Annotated in this window: 13 protein-coding genes; 8 read left to right on the forward strand and 5 right to left on the reverse strand. The window is 59.8% G+C overall.

Annotation, left to right across the window (positions count from 1 at the left end; translation table 11 throughout):
• The gene (gene pbpC / locus HW561_RS09885) at positions 1-2,037 is read right to left on the reverse strand and encodes a penicillin-binding protein 1C (protein WP_176864195.1); all 2,037 of its coding nucleotides are present in this window, start codon (positions 2,035-2,037) and stop codon (positions 1-3) included.
• Positions 2,038-2,073: 36 nt separating this feature from the next.
• Positions 2,074-7,500 carry an alpha-2-macroglobulin family protein gene (locus HW561_RS09890; RefSeq protein ID WP_176864197.1) on the reverse strand — a complete coding sequence of 1,809 codons (5,427 nt, stop codon included), beginning with the start codon at positions 7,498-7,500 and terminating at the stop codon, positions 2,074-2,076.
• A gap of 116 nt (positions 7,501-7,616) precedes the next feature.
• On the opposite strand from HW561_RS09890, the gene HW561_RS09895 reads away from it, so the two are divergent.
• Together HW561_RS09895 and HW561_RS09900 are read left to right on the forward strand one after the other, a co-directional pair.
• Positions 7,617-9,830 carry a response regulator gene (locus HW561_RS09895; RefSeq protein ID WP_176864199.1) on the forward strand — a complete coding sequence of 738 codons (2,214 nt, stop codon included), beginning with the start codon at positions 7,617-7,619 and terminating at the stop codon, positions 9,828-9,830.
• A 9-nt stretch (positions 9,831-9,839) separates the two neighbouring features.
• Positions 9,840-10,301, forward strand: coding sequence for a VOC family protein (locus HW561_RS09900; protein ID WP_176864201.1), 462 nt, complete (start codon positions 9,840-9,842; stop codon positions 10,299-10,301).
• Here HW561_RS09900 and yaaA read toward each other — a convergent pair.
• The 3 genes from yaaA to HW561_RS09915 all read right to left on the reverse strand — a co-directional run bounded on the left by yaaA (position 10,292) and on the right by HW561_RS09915 (position 13,500).
• Complete coding sequence (gene yaaA / locus HW561_RS09905; RefSeq protein WP_176864203.1) at positions 10,292-11,062, reverse strand: peroxide stress protein YaaA; 771 nt, start codon at positions 11,060-11,062, stop codon at positions 10,292-10,294. The two genes, HW561_RS09900 and yaaA, sit on opposite strands and share 10 nt — an antisense overlap.
• A gap of 32 nt (positions 11,063-11,094) precedes the next feature.
• The gene (recQ, locus tag HW561_RS09910) at positions 11,095-13,134 is read right to left on the reverse strand and encodes a DNA helicase RecQ (RefSeq protein WP_176864205.1); all 2,040 of its coding nucleotides are present in this window, start codon (positions 13,132-13,134) and stop codon (positions 11,095-11,097) included.
• 78 nt (positions 13,135-13,212) lie between these two features.
• Entirely contained in the window at positions 13,213-13,500 is a 288-nt protein-coding gene (locus HW561_RS09915; protein ID WP_176864207.1) for a YggT family protein, read from the reverse strand.
• A gap of 131 nt (positions 13,501-13,631) precedes the next feature.
• Between HW561_RS09915 and HW561_RS09920 the strand changes: the two genes are divergently transcribed.
• The 6 genes from HW561_RS09920 (at position 13,632) to HW561_RS09945 (ending at position 18,940) form a co-directional block, all read left to right on the forward strand.
• Positions 13,632-14,999, forward strand: coding sequence for an MFS transporter (locus tag HW561_RS09920; protein ID WP_176864209.1), 1,368 nt, complete (start codon positions 13,632-13,634; stop codon positions 14,997-14,999).
• Positions 14,996-15,859: a penicillin-insensitive murein endopeptidase gene (gene mepA / locus HW561_RS09925; protein WP_176864211.1), complete on the forward strand. Its 864-nt coding sequence runs from the start codon at positions 14,996-14,998 to the stop codon at positions 15,857-15,859. The genes HW561_RS09920 and mepA overlap by 4 nt, the downstream gene beginning before the upstream one ends.
• Positions 15,832-16,716 (forward strand): esterase-like activity of phytase family protein, encoded by an 885-nt coding sequence (locus tag HW561_RS09930; RefSeq protein WP_176864213.1) that lies wholly within the window; start codon positions 15,832-15,834, stop codon positions 16,714-16,716. The genes mepA and HW561_RS09930 overlap by 28 nt, the downstream gene beginning before the upstream one ends.
• Positions 16,717-16,807: 91 nt before the next feature.
• Positions 16,808-17,452 (forward strand): queuosine precursor transporter, encoded by a 645-nt coding sequence (locus tag HW561_RS09935; protein WP_176864215.1) that lies wholly within the window; start codon positions 16,808-16,810, stop codon positions 17,450-17,452.
• Positions 17,453-17,714: 262 nt separating this feature from the next.
• Positions 17,715-18,134: an alternative ribosome rescue aminoacyl-tRNA hydrolase ArfB gene (gene arfB / locus HW561_RS09940; RefSeq protein WP_176864217.1), complete on the forward strand. Its 420-nt coding sequence runs from the start codon at positions 17,715-17,717 to the stop codon at positions 18,132-18,134.
• Between the two features lie 59 nt (positions 18,135-18,193).
• Positions 18,194-18,940: an SDR family oxidoreductase gene (locus tag HW561_RS09945; RefSeq protein ID WP_176864219.1), complete on the forward strand. Its 747-nt coding sequence runs from the start codon at positions 18,194-18,196 to the stop codon at positions 18,938-18,940.
• Positions 18,941-18,950 lie beyond the last annotated feature (10 nt).

An 18,950-nucleotide genomic window follows, 5' to 3' on the forward strand; every position in this document is an offset into this window, starting at 1 on the left:
CTATTCGATCTGAACCGAGACGCGATCAGATAGCCCTCGGGCGTCCACAACAACCAAAGATGCAAAACCCGGGCCCGGGTTGGGTATTTCAAATTCCCGGTGGCGCTGGCCGGTGAGAACAGGAACCCCGTCCGCCAGGACCGAAAACGGCCCAACTCCGCCGCGCAGTTTGATGGTCAAAGGCCCGCCCCTCGCCTCAATTAAAGCACTTTCTGGCGGAAACAGCAGGTTCGGAGCCATCGGATCGTTTTGAAAAGCTGCCGTCCGTGGTCGAAACCGCTGTAGCGGCGGTGGCAGTTGGGCAGCGCCCACAATCAAGGTTGCAGGGGGCGGTGGACGCAAGGGTGTAAAATCGGGCTTCAGGTGTCCGAACGCTTCGAACAACAGCGGCGCGGCCAGGTCCCCTCCAAACGCGCCTGGCACCGGCGTCCCGTCGGCGCGGCCCAGCCAGACACCAATCACATGCTGCCCGTCATATCCGATCGCCCAGGCATCCCTGTGCCCGTACGAGGTTCCGGTCTTGTAGGCCAACGCCCTTTGCGGCGCACCAGGCGGCGGGGTTAGGCCTGCAAGGATATCTCCGATCTGCCAAGCCGAGGGTTCCGAAAGGATACGGTCGGTTTGCGCGGTTTGGGCCAGCGCCCGGTGATACAGGACCGGCCCCTGACCGCCTGCGGCCAGCGTCGCGTAAAGCTGAACCAGATCGTGCAAGCTCAGACCCACCCCGCCCAGCGAAATCGCAAGTCCGGGCGTGCCGCCGGACAGGTCGGGTGCGGTCTCGGCCTTCCGCAATGCGGCCATCACACGGGCTGGACCCAGTTCATGGGTTAAGCGGACGACAGGTATGTTGAGTGACATCTGCAGCGCGTCGCGCACCCGCACATCACCCCGAAACACTCCGTCGAAATTGCGCGGCGCATAACGGCCGAACATCACCGGGCTGTCGCTGATCAATGTTTCGGGGTGTGCAAGTCCCTGATCAAAAGCCAGCCCGTAGATCAATGGCTTCAATGTTGAGCCCGGGGATCGTAACGCTCGGGTCATGTCTACAAACCCCTGCCGCGCATCTTGGTACCCCGCCGATCCGACGGACGCCAGAACCTCGCCACTGCGATGATCCGCCACGATCAACGCACCCGAGACGCGCGGACCGGCCCGCGTCGCGGCCTGCGCAACCAATTGCTCCAACCTTGCCTGCAAACCGGCATCCAGAGTCAGGTCATGTGTCTTTGCCTCGGGGTGCCTGCGCCGCGCCTGGTCTGTCAGATGGGGGGCAAGCCTTGGGAACATCCTTATCCGTGTCGGTATGGCTTCGGTCGCGGCGCTGCGCATTTCAGAGGCTGACAGAACATTGTACCGCTGCATCCGTTGCAGGACCCTGTTGCGAGCCGCGCGGGCCGCATCGGGCTTGCGATCCGGTCGTCGGGATTCGGGCGATTGGGGCAGGGCGACCAACAGCGCCGCTTGCGCTGGCGTCAATCGCGCGGGGTCTTTTCCGAACCAGGCACGTGTCCCGGCACGGATACCTTCGAGGTTACCGCCATAGGGCGCGTGGGTTAGATAAAGGTTCAGGATCTGCCGCTTGCTCAACCGCTGTTCCAGTGCCAATGCGACCCTAATTTGGCGAATTTTGCCATTCCAGCGCCCAGTCGGGCCATCCTCGATCAGGCGCGCGACCTGCATGGTCAGAGTTGAACCGCCCGATATGGTGCGCCCGTTCCAAAGTGTTTGTGCCATTGCCCGGACCATCGCCACGGGATCGACGCCCGCATGGGACCAGAAGCGTTTGTCCTCGTACCGGATGAGCATATCGGTAAACGCGGGGTCCACCGGACCGGGACGCATCCGCCAGATCCCATCTTCAACCGAAAACGCGCGCAGTAAGTCCCCGTTCCGGTCACGCATCTCGACCGAGATTTCTGCCAGAACGGGCGGCAAGACCGTGGCGTTGATCCAATCCTCACCACGATCCCGGGTGAACGCGGCAAGGTAGAGCAGCCCCGCCAGCGTCAACAGAAGGCGGGTGGCCTTAGGCATCACGGCCACTTGAAAATCGATATGATGCTCCGCAAGTCATCTGACCACAACACGACCTGTCGCAGTGCGCGCCCGGTTCTGTGGTCGATACATATCCTCGACCGAGGCTGCCGGGTGGTGGAAGTCACCGGGTGTCACTGCCCGTGCCACATATGCCAATGTCACCGTTTCCCGGCCTGACAAATCAACCGCCGCCAGGAACCGGTCCGACCGGAACTCGGTATGGCTTGCCTCGGACAGGTCCAGCCAGTCCAGTGACCGCACGTCGCCCGAACGCAGCAGGCTTGGGTTATCGATCTCGACGCCCGCCGCCAGCGGGTCGTCCACCATCAACCGCGCCCCGCCACCTTCGAAAGGCGTCACCGTGATCACTGTCACAAATCGGTCGCCGACGGTGGTATTGGAGGGGTCCAGCGGTTCCCCTTCCATCGAGTAATACTGACGCTCAATCGCATATCCGGTGCCTCCCGCTTCGGGTGGGATATCGGGGATGCCGTTGACGGTCAGGGTGATGTCTGTTGGTCCGCCATCAGTAGCGGTGATGTTCAACTCTTCAGCTTGCCCAGATTCCAGAACCTGCACGAAGGGTCCGTCAATGGGGGCGCCATTCACTAGCAAGCCCGAGCCGGTCGGGTCGGATACAAGCGCATGCGCGGCCAACAGGGACCACGTCGCCTCTTGCGTTGACAGGTGGGCCCGCCCTGCGGTGACCCGTTGGACCAAGGCCTCGCGATCGATAGCTTCGCTGCCCGCATCAACGGCCAGCGTCAGCAATCCGGCGGCATCGCGCAGATCGGTGCCATAATCGGCGCGCCAGTAGGTTTGGTTCTGCGCTGGGCGCTGCGCCAACATCTGCGCGGCGCGGGCGAACATCGTATCTGCACGGGTCTGATCCCCGTACGAGGCCAACGCAGCGCCGAGTTGCGATGCGGCCAGAGGTGTATCGAACGCATCACCTTTGACATCCGCATAGTACCGTAGATCTCCCATCGAGGCTGCGCCTTCGCGCGCCAGAATCATCAGCGCATAGGCTATGTCCTGTCCGCCTTGGTCAAAATCAGGCGCATAGTTGATCCGATTGCGCAGATTATCCATCGCCTGAGCAAAGGCGCGGTCCGGTACCGGATGCCCTTGCGCGCGGGCGCGGGACAGGAAGTCGGTGACATAGGCGTCCAGCCAGAAATCACCGCTTTCGGCCCGCCACAGGCCAAACGCCCCATTTGCCGCCTGACGTGTCAGTACGCTGCGGATCGAGTTGTCGATGCGCTGATCAACTACAGGCCCGTCACCCAGCCCCGAAGCCTGCGCGACCGATGACAGATACAGCAAGGGCAGGGCCTGACTGGTGATCTGTTCCGTGCAGCCATAGGGGTAACGATTCAAGCGGTCCAAAAGACCGGGGGTGTCAAATTTTGCCAGCGGCCCTGCAGACAGGATGGCCTTGGCCGAACCGGGTTGGAAGCCATCGAATACGTCTTGCGAGAATAGGAAGCTGTCCCCGGAACCTAGCGAAAACCTGCGTGTTAGCGCCACTACTGGATCATTGGCTCGTACCGGCATCCGCAAGGTTTGTGACAGATCGCGGCCATCGGGGGTGGTGATGGAAACACTGATTTCCGGGTCTCCGACTGCCATTGCGCGGATCGGAACCTCGATCACGACCTTGCCGCCCTGGTCCAGCGCAAAGCTGCTGGGTGCTGCACCCAGTTCCAGCTCGGATGAAGTCGTCAGTCCAAGCGCCATGTCCCCAGCCGTACCATCGGCATGGATAATTTCCAGTAACATCCGGCTTTGATCGCCGGGTGCCAGAAAGCGGGGCAAGCTGGCGGTGACCACCACCGGATCACGAACGATCATGTCCGCCTCGGCCTGCCCGACCGCAGCGCGGGACCAAGCCACGGCCATCAGGCGGACCGTGCCATTGAAGGCGGGCAGGGGAATGTCGATTTCGACCTCGCCATTGGCCCTCACTTGCACCGGCCCGCTGAACACCGCCATCAGATCCTGTGTTGGCGGGGGTGATTGGCGGCGCATTCCGTTATCGTTGTCACCGCCAGACTGCACCGTTCCCATCGCGCCGTTCATGCCATCGATCAGGCGTCCGTAGACGTCGCGCAGGTCCACGCCCAGACGGCGTTGACCGAAGTAATAGCCCTGAGGGTCCGGGCTTTCGAACCCGGTCAGGTTCAGTATGCCCACATCCACTGCCGCCAAAGTCAGCCAGACCGGATCGCCTTGGGTCGCATTTTCGACCCTGATACGGGCCTTTTGTGTTTGTCGCGGCGCGCTGATCTCGGGGACGTCAATGTTGACATTCAGTTTGCGGCCAACGGGATCAACTGCGGCATGGGCCACGCCCATAGTTCTCGCCGGATTCTGCCCGGCCGAGATATCCATCGGGCGGATCACAGTCGCAGTGACATAGGCGCCAGCACCCCAATCCTGCGTGACCTCAATCGGGATGACGGTCTCGCCCTCGGGCACATTGATCATCTGGCGGTGGATCAGGTGGTTTGACAACACTTCGATTTGCGCCACACCAGCCATGCGCGGCACGATCCGCACTTGCGCCGTATCACCGGGGCGATAGCTGTCGCGGTCCAGCGACATCTCTAGCCGGTCCGGCGTTGTCGACGCATCGGCGGCTTGATACCAGCCTGCATAGAAGTCTACTGCTGACTCGACATACGTACCATCGACGCGCTGTACCACAAGCTCGTACCGGCCCCAGTCGACTGGTTGGGCAAGGGTTAACGGGTCAGCGGTGAAATCGACCTCGCCCGTCGCCACACGGGTGCGTCGGGTGGTCGGCTCCCAATTCCAGTTTCCATACAGTTGATACCATTGATATCGCGTCTCGATCTTGTTCAGCGTCCAGCTCAATCGCATCGGGGTGGCTGTCAGATCAGGGGTCAGCCCGACGATCTGGAACGCAGCCTCGGTGCCTTCGGGGATCACGTCATCAAACATCGGTTTGATCCCAATCACTGGCTGCGATGGCAGCACTGGTACGGTCAAACGGCGCTCGACGGGGCGGCCGGATCCATCGGACAAACGGGCAATGACTGTTGCCTCGATGGGTTTGCCACTAGTCTCTAATACAGGGACTTTAACCGCGATATCTGCTTGCCCCGCTGCATTTGTGCGGACGTCGCCGAAATAGCTGCTTTTGATTGGCACCTCAGCATCATAGCGGCCAAAGCGATAGCCATCGAAACCCGGCACTGTCTCGGCGGGGCGCGAGATGACCTGTCCGTCAATGGTCAGGTCTGAGCCCGGCGCGCCGAACAGATACCGGGCGTCGATATGTAACGGCGGACTGTCGCCGGGGCGCAAAGGGGCATCGGGCAGGGTCAGATCGAAATCGATACGTTCGGGCAGAAAATCCTCGACTAACACGGTTTGGCGGGCCAACGCTTTGCCTTTGGGGTCGGACTTGATCTCGATCTTCCAAGTGCCGCGCGGCACGTCCGCCGCCACCGGTAAGGCAAACACGTGGCCACCCGCGACACCACCGTCTGACACCGCGCGGCGGTATTCGACCCCATCCGGGCGGTTTAGAATGGCGGTCAAAGGTAGGCCTTCAATCGCTTGCGCCTGAGCATCGCGGGACAGGGCGGTGACATGGATCACCTCGCCTGCGCGATAGGCGCCGCGATCGGTGGTTAGGAAGACGTCAACCGGCCCGGCCGGTGCGCGCCCTTCGACACCGCGATCCGACAGGTCAAACGCCGGATCGGTGAGGGACAGAAAGCTGAAGTCAGTGTCGCCGTCTGTGACCATCACCAATGCGGGCGCGCTGGCTCCGGTACCGCGCGTCAGGCCCGGCTCGAACCGTGCATACCCGTCTGCATCCGTTTGGACCTTGGCAAGTACGGCATTGGCGTTGGACACCAGTGAAACCTCAATCCCGTCGCGGGGTTCGGCGTTGTGCAATCCGCGCACGGTGACGTGCAACCCGTCCGTGCCAAGCGCGGTGCTGATGCCGAGATCGGATAACACGAACCACTGTGTAGCCCCCGGATCGTCATACGGATCAGCACCCGGCACCCGCGCTGTCAGCGCGTAGATGCCTGCAGGCCGCCCGGCAATCGCCTCGGCCATCGGCAGGCGCGCGGTCATGGTCTGGTTCAACTGGTTCGAGACTTCGGCGGTGCCGGTCCAGATGTCCTCGGCAATTTCATCCGAGAACTCTTGCTCCTGCCATTCGCTGAGCGGGCGTCCGAAGAAATCCTGTTGCACTGTGCGCAGCAGGTTACGGTCGCTGACGCGCCGCAGGATCAGCTCCAGTTCGGTGACGTTGACCGTTTCCACCGGCAGCGCCGCATCGACAGATTTCGGCAGCACATAACTGCGCCCCGGAAACCGGACCGCAGGCGCACGGTCGCGCACGTAATGCGTCAGTTCAACATTGCGGTTCAGGGTTTCTCCGGACGCGGCAGGCAGGCCTTCGCGCAGCGTCAGACGATAGCGCTGGCCATGCGCAACACCGTCGATGCAAAGCTGAGCCTCATCCACCTGAACAACCAGACCTTCATCGCTGCGCTGCACAAAGGGGTCGTAATCCACCCCTGCTTTGACCAGTGGTTCGGAAAACTCGACACAGATCCGGGGTGCGGCGGCATTGCTTTCCACTGTGCTGTCTTTCACGCGGAACCCATATTTCCCGATGGCTTGATCCAAGGTCGCCAAAACGTCCTCGCGAGGTTGCACCTGTTCGGCCAGCCTGAGGACGGGGATCATATCACGTCCGCGCTCAACCTCTTCCAGCGCGTTTGCAAGCGTCAACAACGCCGCGATTTGCGTGCCGGTTGAATCAGCCCGCAGATACCCGTTGATTGCGGCGCTCAGCGCCCGATTGCGCAGGTCTCGCTTTTCGGACCAGCCCGATGGGTTCATCGCCAGCAACAGCCGGGCGTATTCGACCCACAGGTCCGGTGCATCGCTTAGCGAAACAGCAACACCTGTCCACTGCATGGCCTGGGTCACGTTGGCAGCGCCGAGTGCGGCCTCTAGCACGGTCTCCAGATCGCGGCCGTCCGCGCTGTGCAGAAACCCCAGATCGCGGGCCTGTTGCGCGGCACGAATCAGATCCGCAGAGGGTAGAATATCCAGCGCCTCGGTACGCATTTTGACCAATGTTAGGGTCTGTTCTGTGAGGGTAATCTTTTGTGCAGACAGGGCCCCTTCGTAGGGTTCCTGCCGGGTCACGCCGCTTTTGGGGAAACAGGCGTCTGATCGGGTATTGTAGGTAAAGGCCGTACAGCGATCATTGGACGAGCAGGCCTGAATGCAGGACTTCAGATCTGTGTCGAACAGTGCATCCAGATCCGATCCGTAAAAATCCGCGTCCCTCGTCGTGACATAGCGAAACTCTGGAACGGTGCTTTGCGCGAAAGCGGCTGTGGGCAAAAGGAAAAATGAAAAAATGTAAGCGATTGAAATTAATACAAAGCGGTGCATGGTGACCTCCTGTTTGCGGCCAGCCTCGCATGCCGTTCGGCCGTTGCGCAACGGCTTAAACACTTTTTCACGCTCTGTCGGGATGCTGTGCGCAGACGGTCCCGGAATTAGAAACTATGAGTCTTGCAAACAAACTGGCACAGGAACGGCGCGCGCGTCTGGCGGCAGAGCGGTTGTTGGAATTGAAACAGGCCGAACTGTCAGCGGCAAACCGCAAACTGGGCCGTCACGCCATGGCCCTGACCAAGCGCATCGGCGAGACTCAGGCCGAGGTTGAGACGGTTCGGGATGAGAATGAAAAGGTCAAATCGGATCTGACGGTCGCCAATGCCAAGATCGAGGTGGCCGAGCGCCGCCTCTGGCACTCGATCCAGACCATTCAGGACGGCTTTGCCTTCTTCGACGGTGACAGCCGTTTGATCAGCGCCAATACCGCGTATCTGAGCGTGTTTGAGGGGTTGGATGAGGTGACCCCCGGAATTTCCTACCAACGCATTTTGGAATTGCTGACGACCGAAGGGATCGTGGATATCGGGCCCGAACCTGCCGTCGAATGGCGGGCCAGAATGTGGGACCGCTGGGCGCGCGCAAACCCTCCTGCAGTGGTGATTCAACTTTGGAATGGCGAATATATCAAGCTGATCGACCAGCGTGGGAACGGTGGTGATGTGGTCAGCCTGGCGCTGAACATCACGGCGTCGGTCCGACATGAAACCGAGTTGAAGACCGCCCGCGAACGGGCCGAGGCCGCGAACCGGGCCAAATCGGCGTTTCTGGCCAATATGAGCCATGAGATACGCACGCCGATGAACGGTATTGTCGGCATGACCGAGCTACTGAGTGAAACGCCGATGGATGAGGAGCAGCGCCTTTACGTCAATACCATCCGCAACTCCGGCGAGGCCTTGCTGGTCATCATCAACGACGTTCTGGACTATTCCAAGATCGAGGCGGACAAGCTGATCCTGCACCCAGAGCAGTTCGATTTGGAGCGTTGCATCTTCGAGGTTGCGATGCTGCTGCAGCCCAGTGTCCGGGACAAGGGACTGACACTGCTGGTGGATTACGACCTGTTCCTGCCGACCTTGTTCGTGGGTGATCCGGGCCGGGTGCGTCAGGTGCTGACCAATCTTGTAGGCAATGCGGTGAAATTCACCGCCGAAGGCCACGTGCTGATCCGGGTGACCGGCGTTCCGCATCCCGACGCGGATACCTGTGATATTCACGTTGCGATCGAAGACACCGGCATTGGCATCGAGGCTGACAAGGTTGGGCATATTTTCGGCGAGTTCAGCCAGATCGAGGATGAGCGAAACCGCCAATTCGAAGGAACCGGGCTGGGGTTGGCGATCAGCAAACGGTTGATCGATATGATGGGCGGCTCGGTCTGGGTCGAAAGTGAACCGGGTCAGGGATCATGTTTTGGATTTCGTGTGTCTCTACCGACTGCCGAAGGCCTGCAGCCGGGGCTTCCGGACCTTGCCGGTCATCTGAAGCACGTCATGGTGGTCGAAGATCTGGCCGTCAATCGCGCAATTCTGACCAAGCAACTGGGCCGCCTCGGGGCCGAGGTCACGTGCTGCGCTTCGGGAGGTGAGGCGCTGTCCAGGCTGAGCAGCTCGGTTGATCTGCTGCTTTGCGATCATGACCTGCCGGACATGGATGGGCTGGAACTGGCGACGACGCTCAAGGACCGGGGGTGGGGCGAACTGCCTGTTGTTGTGATGTCCGTCAATCCCGGTGTGATCCACGCCAACCCCGCCCGCCATCTGATCGAAGGCGTTCTGCAGAAACCCATTCCGCGATCCGAGCTGTTTTCCCGGCTCATGGCGCTGGGAAGTCCGGCGCTGACACCAGATCGGCCAAAGGGCTCTGATACTACCATTGCAGAGGTGACAGCCCTGTGTGAGGGGCAAAGGATCATGCGGGTTCTGGCGGCCGAGGATAACAGAACCAATCAGTTGATCCTGCAAAAAATGGTCAAAGATCTGAACATTGATCTGCGTTTTGCAAGCAACGGCATCGAGGCTGTCGATGCTTATCAGGAGTTTGATCCGGATCTGATCTTCATGGATATTTCGATGCCGAAAATGGATGGAAAGCAAGCCACAGTTGAAATCCGTCGACGCGAGATTGGAACAGGTCGTCACTTGCCCATCGTTGCCCTGACCGCCCATGCGATGGCGGGGGACGATCAGAGTATTTTATCCGCCGGTCTGGATCACTACCTGACCAAACCGCTGCATAAAAAACTGATCCGTGAGATGATCCTGAAACACTGCCCCGAGCACACCTCTCCCGTCATTGCTGAGATTGAGCAGGCGCGATAGAGTGCCAAAATGTCAAAAGATCGAGGGTTTCGCGCCCGGGCCTTGGGCGAAATTGCAATCCGTTGCGCTGATATGCGCGCGATGGTCGAGTTTTATGAAACCGTGATCGGGCTGGAACGCCTGAGCGGGGATTATAACAGCGCCATCACCTTTTTTCGCATTGCCGAAGGCTATGGCGGGCATACGCAGGTTTTGGCGCTGTTTCATCATACGGCTGCACCGCGTCCCGGCTTGCATCCAACCGGTTCAGAACGGCCAGTGACTGGTGGTCAGTCCGCATTGCATCACATCGCCCTGTCCCTGCCATTCGCGGAACAGGATGCCGTCCTGCGTTGGTATGACCAGATCGGGCAGCCCTACCGGATTGAAAATTTCGGCTGGATCGGCTGGCGCGGTATCTTCACCGAAGATCCCGAAGGGAACACTGTCGAACTGGTCGCGTATGATCCGTCGATGTTGGATCAAGCCTGATAGGGACGCACGAAGACGGGTTTGTCTTCGTTTGACAGGTCTGGGCGGTATTCATATCCGCCGCTGTCAAAATCCAGTAGCCCCCTGGGATCGCTCAGGCGATGCTGAATGATATAGCGCGCCATTGCTCCGCGCGCTTTCTTGGCGAAGAAGCTGACGATCTTGGGGGTGCCGGCTTTGTCCTCCATGAAGACTGGAGTAACCACCCGCAGTTTCAGCGCTTTTGGGTCAACGGCCCCAAAGTACTCCTGACTGGCGCAGTTCACCAAAACCTCGCTGCCAATCTCGCTGGCCTGTGCGTTAAGCGCCTTGCTCAGCTGGTCACGCCAATAGTCATACAGGTTTTTGCCACGACGGGTTTTCAACTTGCTGCCCATTTCCAACCGATAGGCTTGAATAGAGTCGAGCGGACGCAGGACGCCATACAGGCCGGACAAAATACGCAGATGGTCCTGCGCCCAGGCCATTTCGTCGGTGTCCAGCGACGCGGCCTCGAGCCCCTGATAGGTATCTCCGGCAAAGGCCAGCGCGGCGGGGCGTGTCACGTCTGCCTCGGGTGCGTCGGAAAAGACGCGATACCGATCCCGATTCAGGCGGGCCAGATCGTCGCTCAGATCCATCAGCTTTTTCAGATCGCCAAGGGTTAGGTTGCGGGCGGTTTTTGACAGCCGGATCGCATCATCCTGAAAAGCCGGCTCGGTTGCCGATACATCGCGTTCCGCCCAGTCCAACCGTTTGGCCGGAGAAATAACTACCAGCATGTCTGCCCTCTTTCCTTGCCTGTCCGGGGTAACTAGCCCGCCATCTGCAATACGTCCAGAAAGGCGGCGCCAAACCTTTCGTGACGGCGATCGCCCAGAACCTGTTCCAGTGCGCGGGCATCGCTGCCGCGCATCTGCGCCACCTTGGCCAATTGCGAGGCGGAACAGGTTAGCGGCTTGTCGATACCCTCGGGCCCCCGAGATAACTGCGTCTGAATCTCAAGCAGGCGATCATAAATGTCGCCCTGATCGCGCCCGGCCAGCTTGCGTCGTGCCGGGTGTACGGCTTCGACTGCCCCTGCGATCACTTCCAGGAAAGTATCGCCATACCGCTCCAGCTTTTTCGCGCCCACGCCGCCGACCCGGGCCATGTCATCCAGGGTTGCGGGGCGACTTTCGGCCATTTCGATCAGGGTGCGGTCGGGGAAGATGACATAGGCTGGGACACGCGCGGCTTCGGCCAGGGCGCGACGTTTGGCTTTGAGCGCCGACAACAGCGGCGCGTCCTCTTCGGACACCATCATCTTGACTGCCGGTCTCCGCGTGGCCTTGCGTATCGTGTCTTTGCGCAGATTGATCTGTGCCTCGCCCTTCAGGATCGGCTTGGCGGCCTCGGTCATACGCAGCGCGCCATGACGTTCCCCATCGGGACGGACCAGATCGTGGCCCATCATCTGCCGAAAGATTGCCTGCCATTGTGGGCGCGACCAGTCCTTGCCGATACCATAAGTGGACAGGTTGTCATGACGGCGGGCGCGAATTTTATCCGTTTCATTGCCCAATAAGATGTCGATCAGATGGCCCGCACCGAACCATTCCTCGGTGCGCAGAATCGCGGACAAGGCCATACGAACCGGGGTGGTGCCATTGAACACCTCGGGTGGCGTGTCACACAGATCGCATTTGCCGCAGGGTTCGATCTGTTCGCCAAAATACCCCAGCAATGCCTGACGCCGGCATTTCAACGCTTCGGCCAGTCCCAGCAATGCATTCAACCGACCATGATCGGCCCCGCGCCGTTCAGGTGGGGCCAGTCCTTCGTCGATTTGTGACCGGCGCAGGCGGATGTCATCGGGCCCAAACAGGGTCAGCGTCTCTGCCGGGCCACCGTCGCGGCCGGCGCGGCCAATTTCTTGATAGTATGCCTCGATGGATTTCGGCAAATCGGCATGGGCCACCCAGCGGATATCGGGTTTGTCGATGCCCATCCCGAACGCCACCGTTGCGACCACGATCAAGCCGTCCTCGCGGGCAAAGCGGGTTTCGACAATGCGGCGATCCTCGGCCTCCATCCCACCGTGATAGTGGCAGGCGGTGTGGCCCTCGGCACGCAACGCCTGCGCCAGCACCTCTGTCTTGTTGCGGGTGCCGCAATAGACGATGCCGGACTGGGTTTTGCGGGCTTCGGCAAAGTCGAGGATTTGCTTGCGCGGCCCGTCCTTGGCGGCAAAGGCCAAATGGATATTGGGCCGGTCAAAGCCGTGCAGGAATTTGCGAGGCGCAGTGCCGTCGAACAGCTTCTCGACGATCTCGTCCTGCGTTTCCGCATCCGCGGTTGCGGTGAAGGCAGCCAGCGGGACGTCCAGCGCCCGCCGCAACTCACCAATCCGGAGGTAATCGGGGCGAAAGTCGTGCCCCCATTGGCTGACGCAGTGCGCCTCGTCTACCGCGATCAGGCTGACACCAATGCGCCGCAACATCCCCAATGCCGATCCGGCGGCCAGACGTTCGGGGGCCATGTACAAAAGCTTCAGCCGTCCGGCCTCGAGCGCCTCCCACACAGCATCGGTTTCCTCGGGCGTATTGCCCGAGGTCAACGCCCCGGCCTCGACGCCTGCTTCCTGCAAGGCGCGAACCTGATCACGCATCAGGGCGATCAGCGGTGAAATCACCACCGTCACCCCGTCGCGTAATAGGGCAGGCAGTTGGAAACACAGGGATTTGCCGCCCCCGGTTGGCATGATGGCCAGCACGTTCTCGCCTGCGGTCACGGCATCGACGATCTCTTCCTGCCCGGGGCGGAAGGCGTCGAATCCAAAGACATCTCGCAACAGGGGTGCGGCGTCGAACATGTGTGGGGGTGCCCTGTTTTAAGGTTTATCTGCTCTTAATACAGGACAATCACATACTAAGATTCGGTGAACAAGTGGTCAGTAGAAATAGACCGCATTGTTGATCAGGACGATCCGCAGCGCATAGACAGCGATCAACACCACCAGCGGCGTCAGGTCCAGCCCACCCATGCTGGGCAGAATGCGCCGGATCGGGCCATAGATCGGTTCGAGAATTCGGTTCAGACCGTACCAGATTTGTGCCACCAACTGTTGGTGCAGGTTCAACACCTGAAAATTGATCAGCCAGCTCATGATTACATGAGCAAGAATGATGAACCAGACAATGTCCAGGATCAGCAGCAGGATTTGGATCAGCGACAGCATGGGCACTCCGTTTTCTTATTGGCTGAGACCTAAGCGCCCGTTTGGAAAAGAGCAAGTGCGCGCCAACTGAAAGCTTGCGAAATGACCCAAAGCCCCGTCTTATGAAAACAACAAAAAAAACAGGGGCAGGCATGGCAGAGATTTCCAAGCGCAAGCGCATTTGGGGCTGGTGGTTTTTCGATTGGGCCAGCCAGCCATACCACACGCTGCTGGTGACCTTTGTCTTTGGCCCCTATTTCGCAGGCGTTGCTGCCGAATATTACCTGAATTCAGGTCTGGACGCTCAGGCCGCCGATGCGCGGGCGCAGACGCTTTGGGCAAACGGGATGACCATTATCGGGTTGGTGATCGCCTTCGGTGCGCCCCTTTTGGGCGCGCTGGCGGATGTATCCGGGCGGCGCATGCCGTGGATTTTCGCCTTTTCGGTGATGTATTCGGTGGGCTCGGCCGCGCTGTGGTTCACCATGCCGGATGGGTCAAACATGTGGCTGATGCTGTCGGCCTTTGGTCTGGGGTTTGTTGGCGCTGAATACGCGTTGATCTTCATCAACTCGCAGCTACCGGATCTGGGCGATGACAGCGAAGTGGGTGAGATATCCGGATCGGGCTTCGCCTTTGGTTACTTTGGCGGCCTTGTATCTCTGGCGATCATGCTGGTGCTGTTTGTCGAACAAGCCAACGGCAAGACGTTGATCGGGATGGATCCGATCTTTGGTCTGGACGCCGCAACCCGCGAAGGCACGCGCTTTGTCGGTCCCTTTACGGCTGGGTGGTTCATCTTGTTCATGGTGCCCTACTTCCTGTGGGTCCGGGATGACGCACAAACAGACAAGAAAGGCAGCGTGGGCGAGGCGTTGAGTCTTCTGGTGAAGTCCGTCTCCAATCTGCGGCATCGGGGCAGCTTGGCCAGCTATCTCGGTTCATCCATGTTCTACCGTGACGCGTTGAACGGGCTTTACACATTCGGTGGCGTGTATGCTCGGCTGGTGTTGGAGTGGGATCTGATCAAAATCGGAGTCTTTGGCATTGTCAGTGTTCTGGCTGCAGCGGCGTTTTCCTGGGTGGGGGGTAAGCTGGACAAGAAATACGGCCCTAAACCGGTCATTCTGGTGGCCATCTGGGTGCTGATCTTTGTCTGCACCACGATCGTGTCGATGGATCGGACCCAGATTTTTGGCATCGCTCTGCCCGAAGGGTCCGGGCTGCCGGATCTGGTGTTCTTTGGCTGCGGCGTTCTGATTGGCGGCATGGGCGGCATTCTGCAATCGGCCAGCCGGTCGATGATGGTGCGCCATACTGACCCCGCAGCGCCGGTCGAAAGCTTTGGCCTGTATGGTTTGTCCGGCCGTGCCACTTCATTTGTTGCGCCACTGCTGATCGGAATTGCCACAGTGGCAACCGGCAGTGCGCGACTGGGGGTGTCACCGATCGTTCTGTTGTTTATTCTGGGCCTATTCCTGATGCGCTGGGTGAAACCGGAAGGGGATCAGAGCAGATGATTTTACTACGTTTTTTTGCAATTTTGGCAGCTATTGCTTTTGCGGATACCGCCACGGCTCAGCCGCTGGCAAAGCAGCTTTTTGGTGCGCAAAAGCAAAGCTCACAACAAAAATCGGCTGCTTTCGGCAGTTATTCGCGCGGATGCGCTGCGGGATCGGTGCAACTGCCTGAAACCGGGCCAACATGGCAGGCGATGCGACTATCGCGCAATCGGAACTGGGGACATCCGCAGGCCATCGATTATGTGCAGGACCTCAGCAAGTTCGCTGCGAGACAACCGGGATGGAACGGTCTCTATATCGGGGATATCAGCCAACCGCGTGGCGGACCGATGACATCGGGGCACCGCAGCCATCAGTTGGGGCTGGACATTGATATCTGGATGCTGCCCGGCAACAACATGCGCATGTCACGCAAGGCGCGCGAGAATCTCTCGTCGATCTCTCTGCGCCGTGCCAACGGGGCCTACGTGAACGGCAACTGGACCAAACAGCACCACGCGGTTCTGCGTGAGGCCGCCAAGGACAAGCGTGTCGCACGGATTTTCGTATTCCCCGGCGCCAAGGTTCAGATGTGCAATGATGAGAAAGGCAACAAGGCCTATTTGCGCAAGATACGTCCCTGGTGGGGCCATCACTATCACTTCCACGTCCGGCTGAAATGCCCCAGAGGGTCGCGTGGCTGTGTCAATCAGGACCCGCCCCCCAAGGGTGATGGCTGTGCCGAGGCGCAACAATGGGTGCGCAACATCCTGAACCCGCCGCCGCCGGATCCAAATGCACCAGCCCCCAAGAAACGCCGCGAATATCGTCTGGCAGACTTGCCTCAGCAATGCACCTCGGTCCTGCAATCCAACTGATCGCCGCACTGCTGCTGGCCGGGTCGGTCTGGGCGGTAGACGCCAAGACTGCCTCTCATCTTGGCAGCTTTGCGTGGCGCCACAGTGCCGAGTGGTTCGGCGGCTTCTCGGCCCTTCATATCTCGGAGGACGGTCGCCACATGTTGGCACTGAGTGACCGGGCAACGCTTGTGTCCGCTCGTATCGAACGTGAGGGTGGTGAAATCACCGACATCCGGGTTGTCGGGCAATGGCCTGTTCTGTCCAGCACAGGTCGCGTCATGTTGGGATATGTGGGCGATTCCGAAGGGATCGCAATGGCACCGGATGGCGGCTTCTACATTTCCTTCGAAGGCGTTCATCGCGTGGCGTACTATTCGGCGCCCGGAACCAAGGCTCGTGTCCTGCCACGCCCCAAGGCGTTTGACGCACTGGACCGCAACGGCTCGTTCGAGGGGTTGGCAATTGACGACCAAGGACGCCTGTACACCTTGACGGAAAAAAACCGGACCGCACAGGGGGATATCCCGGTTTATCGTTGGGACGGTACCGCCTGGTCCACGCCCTTTGTTCTGCCGCAGCGAGGCGGGTTCCTGCCCGTTGCTGCCGATTTCGGCCCTGACGGACAATTATACATACTAGAGCGTTCGGTGTCGCTGACTGGCTTCCGCTCGCGTCTGCGGCGGTGGGACGTTGCCGATGATAGACCCAAAGCCGAAGAGATCCTGTTTGAAACAGGCACCGGCGCGCATGACAACCTCGAAGGTTTGTCGGTCTGGCGGGATACACAAGGGCGACTTCGTGCGACGATGATTGCGGATGACAACTTTCTGGCCCTGCAGCGCACCGAACTGGTCGAATACCTGCTGCCTGATTGACTCAGGCACAGCGAAGGTCTAAACGCACGGCTTGCCTTGGGATGAACCCTTGGCCAAGTCGCCGCTACCTTGTCAAAACGGGCATCAAATTATGCAACGCGCTTACATTCCCGGCATCATTGCCATGGCCGCCATTGTCGTGGCCTCGAACTTTCTGGTTCAATTCCTGATCCTTGACGGTCTGCTGACCTGGGGTGCTTTCACCTATCCGTTGGCTTTTCTGGTCACCGACATCATGAACCGCGTGTACGGCGTGGGTCCGGCCCGCAAGGTCGTGTTTGCCGGGTTCGTCACCGGTGTCATCTGCTCGCTGATCGGCAGTCAGATCATGCTGCAAGGTGATGGTTTCACCTATGCCGCTGTGCCGCTGCGGATCGCCGTCGCCTCCGGCACCGGTTTCCTGATCGCGCAGCTGACCGACGTTACCGTGTTCAATTCGCTGCGTGGCGGTCGCTGGTGGCGCGCGCCTCTGGTCTCGACGCTGGTTGGGTCGGCCTTGGATACTGCGCTGTTCTTCACCATCGCATTCTCTGCTTCGGTCACCATCTTCGGCGCCAATGCCGACGCCGCGATCAGCTGGGCGTGGGAGCCTGTTCCCTTCATGCTGACTGGCCCGATGGCGCCCCTGTGGGTGACGCTCGCCTTTGCTGACTGGCTGGTGAAACTGTCGCTGGCCCTGATCGCGCTGATTCCGTTCAAGATGATCGTTGCCCGGCTGACGGTACAACCTGTGTAAAAAAACGCTTTGAGAATGGCACAACTTGTGGCACGCTTCTTTTCAACCGCAATAGATAGAAAAGGAGGTGATCCAGTGTCGAGAAAGAGATTGGAGAGAGGTGTCGGAACAACCGGGGGGATCGCCCGTTAGGGCAGCCCTTGGCGGAGCGCTCGCTCCGGCTGGTCGATTGATCTAACCGACCCCACCTCCTATACTTTCGAAGGGCCGTCCCGCCGGGGCGGCCCTTTTTGTTTCTGAGTCCGGCTTGTATAGTTACGCCATGTTGTACGTTTCTGATGATATCACCCTGCAAGACTGGGAATTGACCGAGAGCTTTATGCGCTCGTCCGGCCCCGGCGGGCAGAACGTCAACAAGGTCTCGACAGCCGTTGAATTGCGGTTCGAGGCGGCGCGCTCGCCCTCTTTGCCTGACCCGGTCAAATCTCGCCTCAAGCGTCTGGCAGGCCGCCGCTGGACTAAAGAGGGTGCGATCATCATCCAATGCGATGAAACCCGCAGTCAGGCGCGCAACCGCGAAATCGCGCGCACCCGGCTGGCCGAACTGATTGCCCGTGCTCTGGTGAAACCCAAGCGACGCATCGCCACCAAACCGACCTATGGCTCGGTCAAGCGCCGGTTGGCGGGGAAAAAGGCACGTGGGGATGTCAAAGCGCTGCGCGGCAAGGTGTCCGAAGATTGATCTGGTAACTTCGCGTTGCGTTGCTACTCTGCCGATGACAGGCGCAGGGAGGCAACGCCATGAGGTTGGAGGGAAAAACCGCAATCGTTACGGGTGGAGCATCCGGATTCGGCGCGGGGATCGTGCAAAAGTTCCTGACCGAGGGCGCACGCGTCATGATCGCCGATATCAACGGGGATGCAGCCCATGACATGGCGGCCCAGCTAGGTGGTAACACTGTTTCGCAAGTCGTTAATGTGGGCGACGACGCTTCAGTTCAGGCCATGTCCGACGTGGCTTTGGATAGTTTCGGGCATCTTGATATTCTAGTGAATAACGCAGGCGTCACCCATCTGCCCACCCCGCTTGAAGACGTGAGTGAGGACGAGTTTGACCGGGTCTTCAACGTCAACATGAAATCCGTTTTCCTGACCGCGCGCGCACTGGTGCCGCATATGAAAGCGCGCGGGGCCGGGGCCATCCTGAATGTCGCCTCAACAGCTGGTCTGTCGCCGCGCCCGAACCTGAATTGGTACAACGCCTCCAAGGGTTGGATGATCACCGCAACCAAGACCATGGCGGTAGAGCTGGCCCCGTCTGGCGTTCGCGTGAACGCAATTTGTCCGGTGGCCGGTGAAACGCCTTTGCTGAAGTCTTTCATGGGCGAAGACACGCCCGAGATTCGCGCCAAGTTCCTGTCCACCATCCCGCTGGGCCGGTTTTCGACGCCAGAAGACATGGCCAATGCGGCCTGCTTCCTGTGCTCGGACGAGGCCAGTATGATCACCGGCACGGCGCTTGAAGTGGATGGTGGCCGGTGTATCTGAACGAACGGCA

This window comes from Ruegeria haliotis (genome assembly GCF_013377785.1).
Taxonomy (GTDB): domain Bacteria; phylum Pseudomonadota; class Alphaproteobacteria; order Rhodobacterales; family Rhodobacteraceae; genus Ruegeria; species Ruegeria haliotis.

Bases quoted from the DNA above. Each gene is read 5' to 3' on its own strand.
- HW561_RS09915 (WP_176864207.1), bottom strand. From the start codon at position 13,500: ATGCTGTCGCTGATCCAAATCCTGCTGCTGATCCTGGACATTGTCTGG.
- HW561_RS09920 (WP_176864209.1), top strand. From the start codon at position 13,632: ATGGCAGAGATTTCCAAGCGCAAGCGCATTTGGGGCTGGTGGTTTTTC.
- recQ (WP_176864205.1), bottom strand. From the start codon at position 13,134: ATGTTCGACGCCGCACCCCTGTTGCGAGATGTCTTTGGATTCGACGCC.
- HW561_RS09890 (WP_176864197.1), bottom strand. From the start codon at position 7,500: ATGCACCGCTTTGTATTAATTTCAATCGCTTACATTTTTTCATTTTTC.
- arfB (WP_176864217.1), top strand. From the start codon at position 17,715: ATGTTGTACGTTTCTGATGATATCACCCTGCAAGACTGGGAATTGACC.
- HW561_RS09935 (WP_176864215.1), top strand. From the start codon at position 16,808: ATGCAACGCGCTTACATTCCCGGCATCATTGCCATGGCCGCCATTGTC.
- yaaA (WP_176864203.1), bottom strand. From the start codon at position 11,062: ATGCTGGTAGTTATTTCTCCGGCCAAACGGTTGGACTGGGCGGAACGC.
- HW561_RS09900 (WP_176864201.1), top strand. From the start codon at position 9,840: ATGTCAAAAGATCGAGGGTTTCGCGCCCGGGCCTTGGGCGAAATTGCA.
- HW561_RS09945 (WP_176864219.1), top strand. From the start codon at position 18,194: ATGAGGTTGGAGGGAAAAACCGCAATCGTTACGGGTGGAGCATCCGGA.
- HW561_RS09895 (WP_176864199.1), top strand. From the start codon at position 7,617: ATGAGTCTTGCAAACAAACTGGCACAGGAACGGCGCGCGCGTCTGGCG.
- pbpC (WP_176864195.1), bottom strand. From the start codon at position 2,037: ATGCCTAAGGCCACCCGCCTTCTGTTGACGCTGGCGGGGCTGCTCTAC.
- HW561_RS09930 (WP_176864213.1), top strand. From the start codon at position 15,832: ATGCACCTCGGTCCTGCAATCCAACTGATCGCCGCACTGCTGCTGGCC.
- mepA (WP_176864211.1), top strand. From the start codon at position 14,996: ATGATTTTACTACGTTTTTTTGCAATTTTGGCAGCTATTGCTTTTGCG.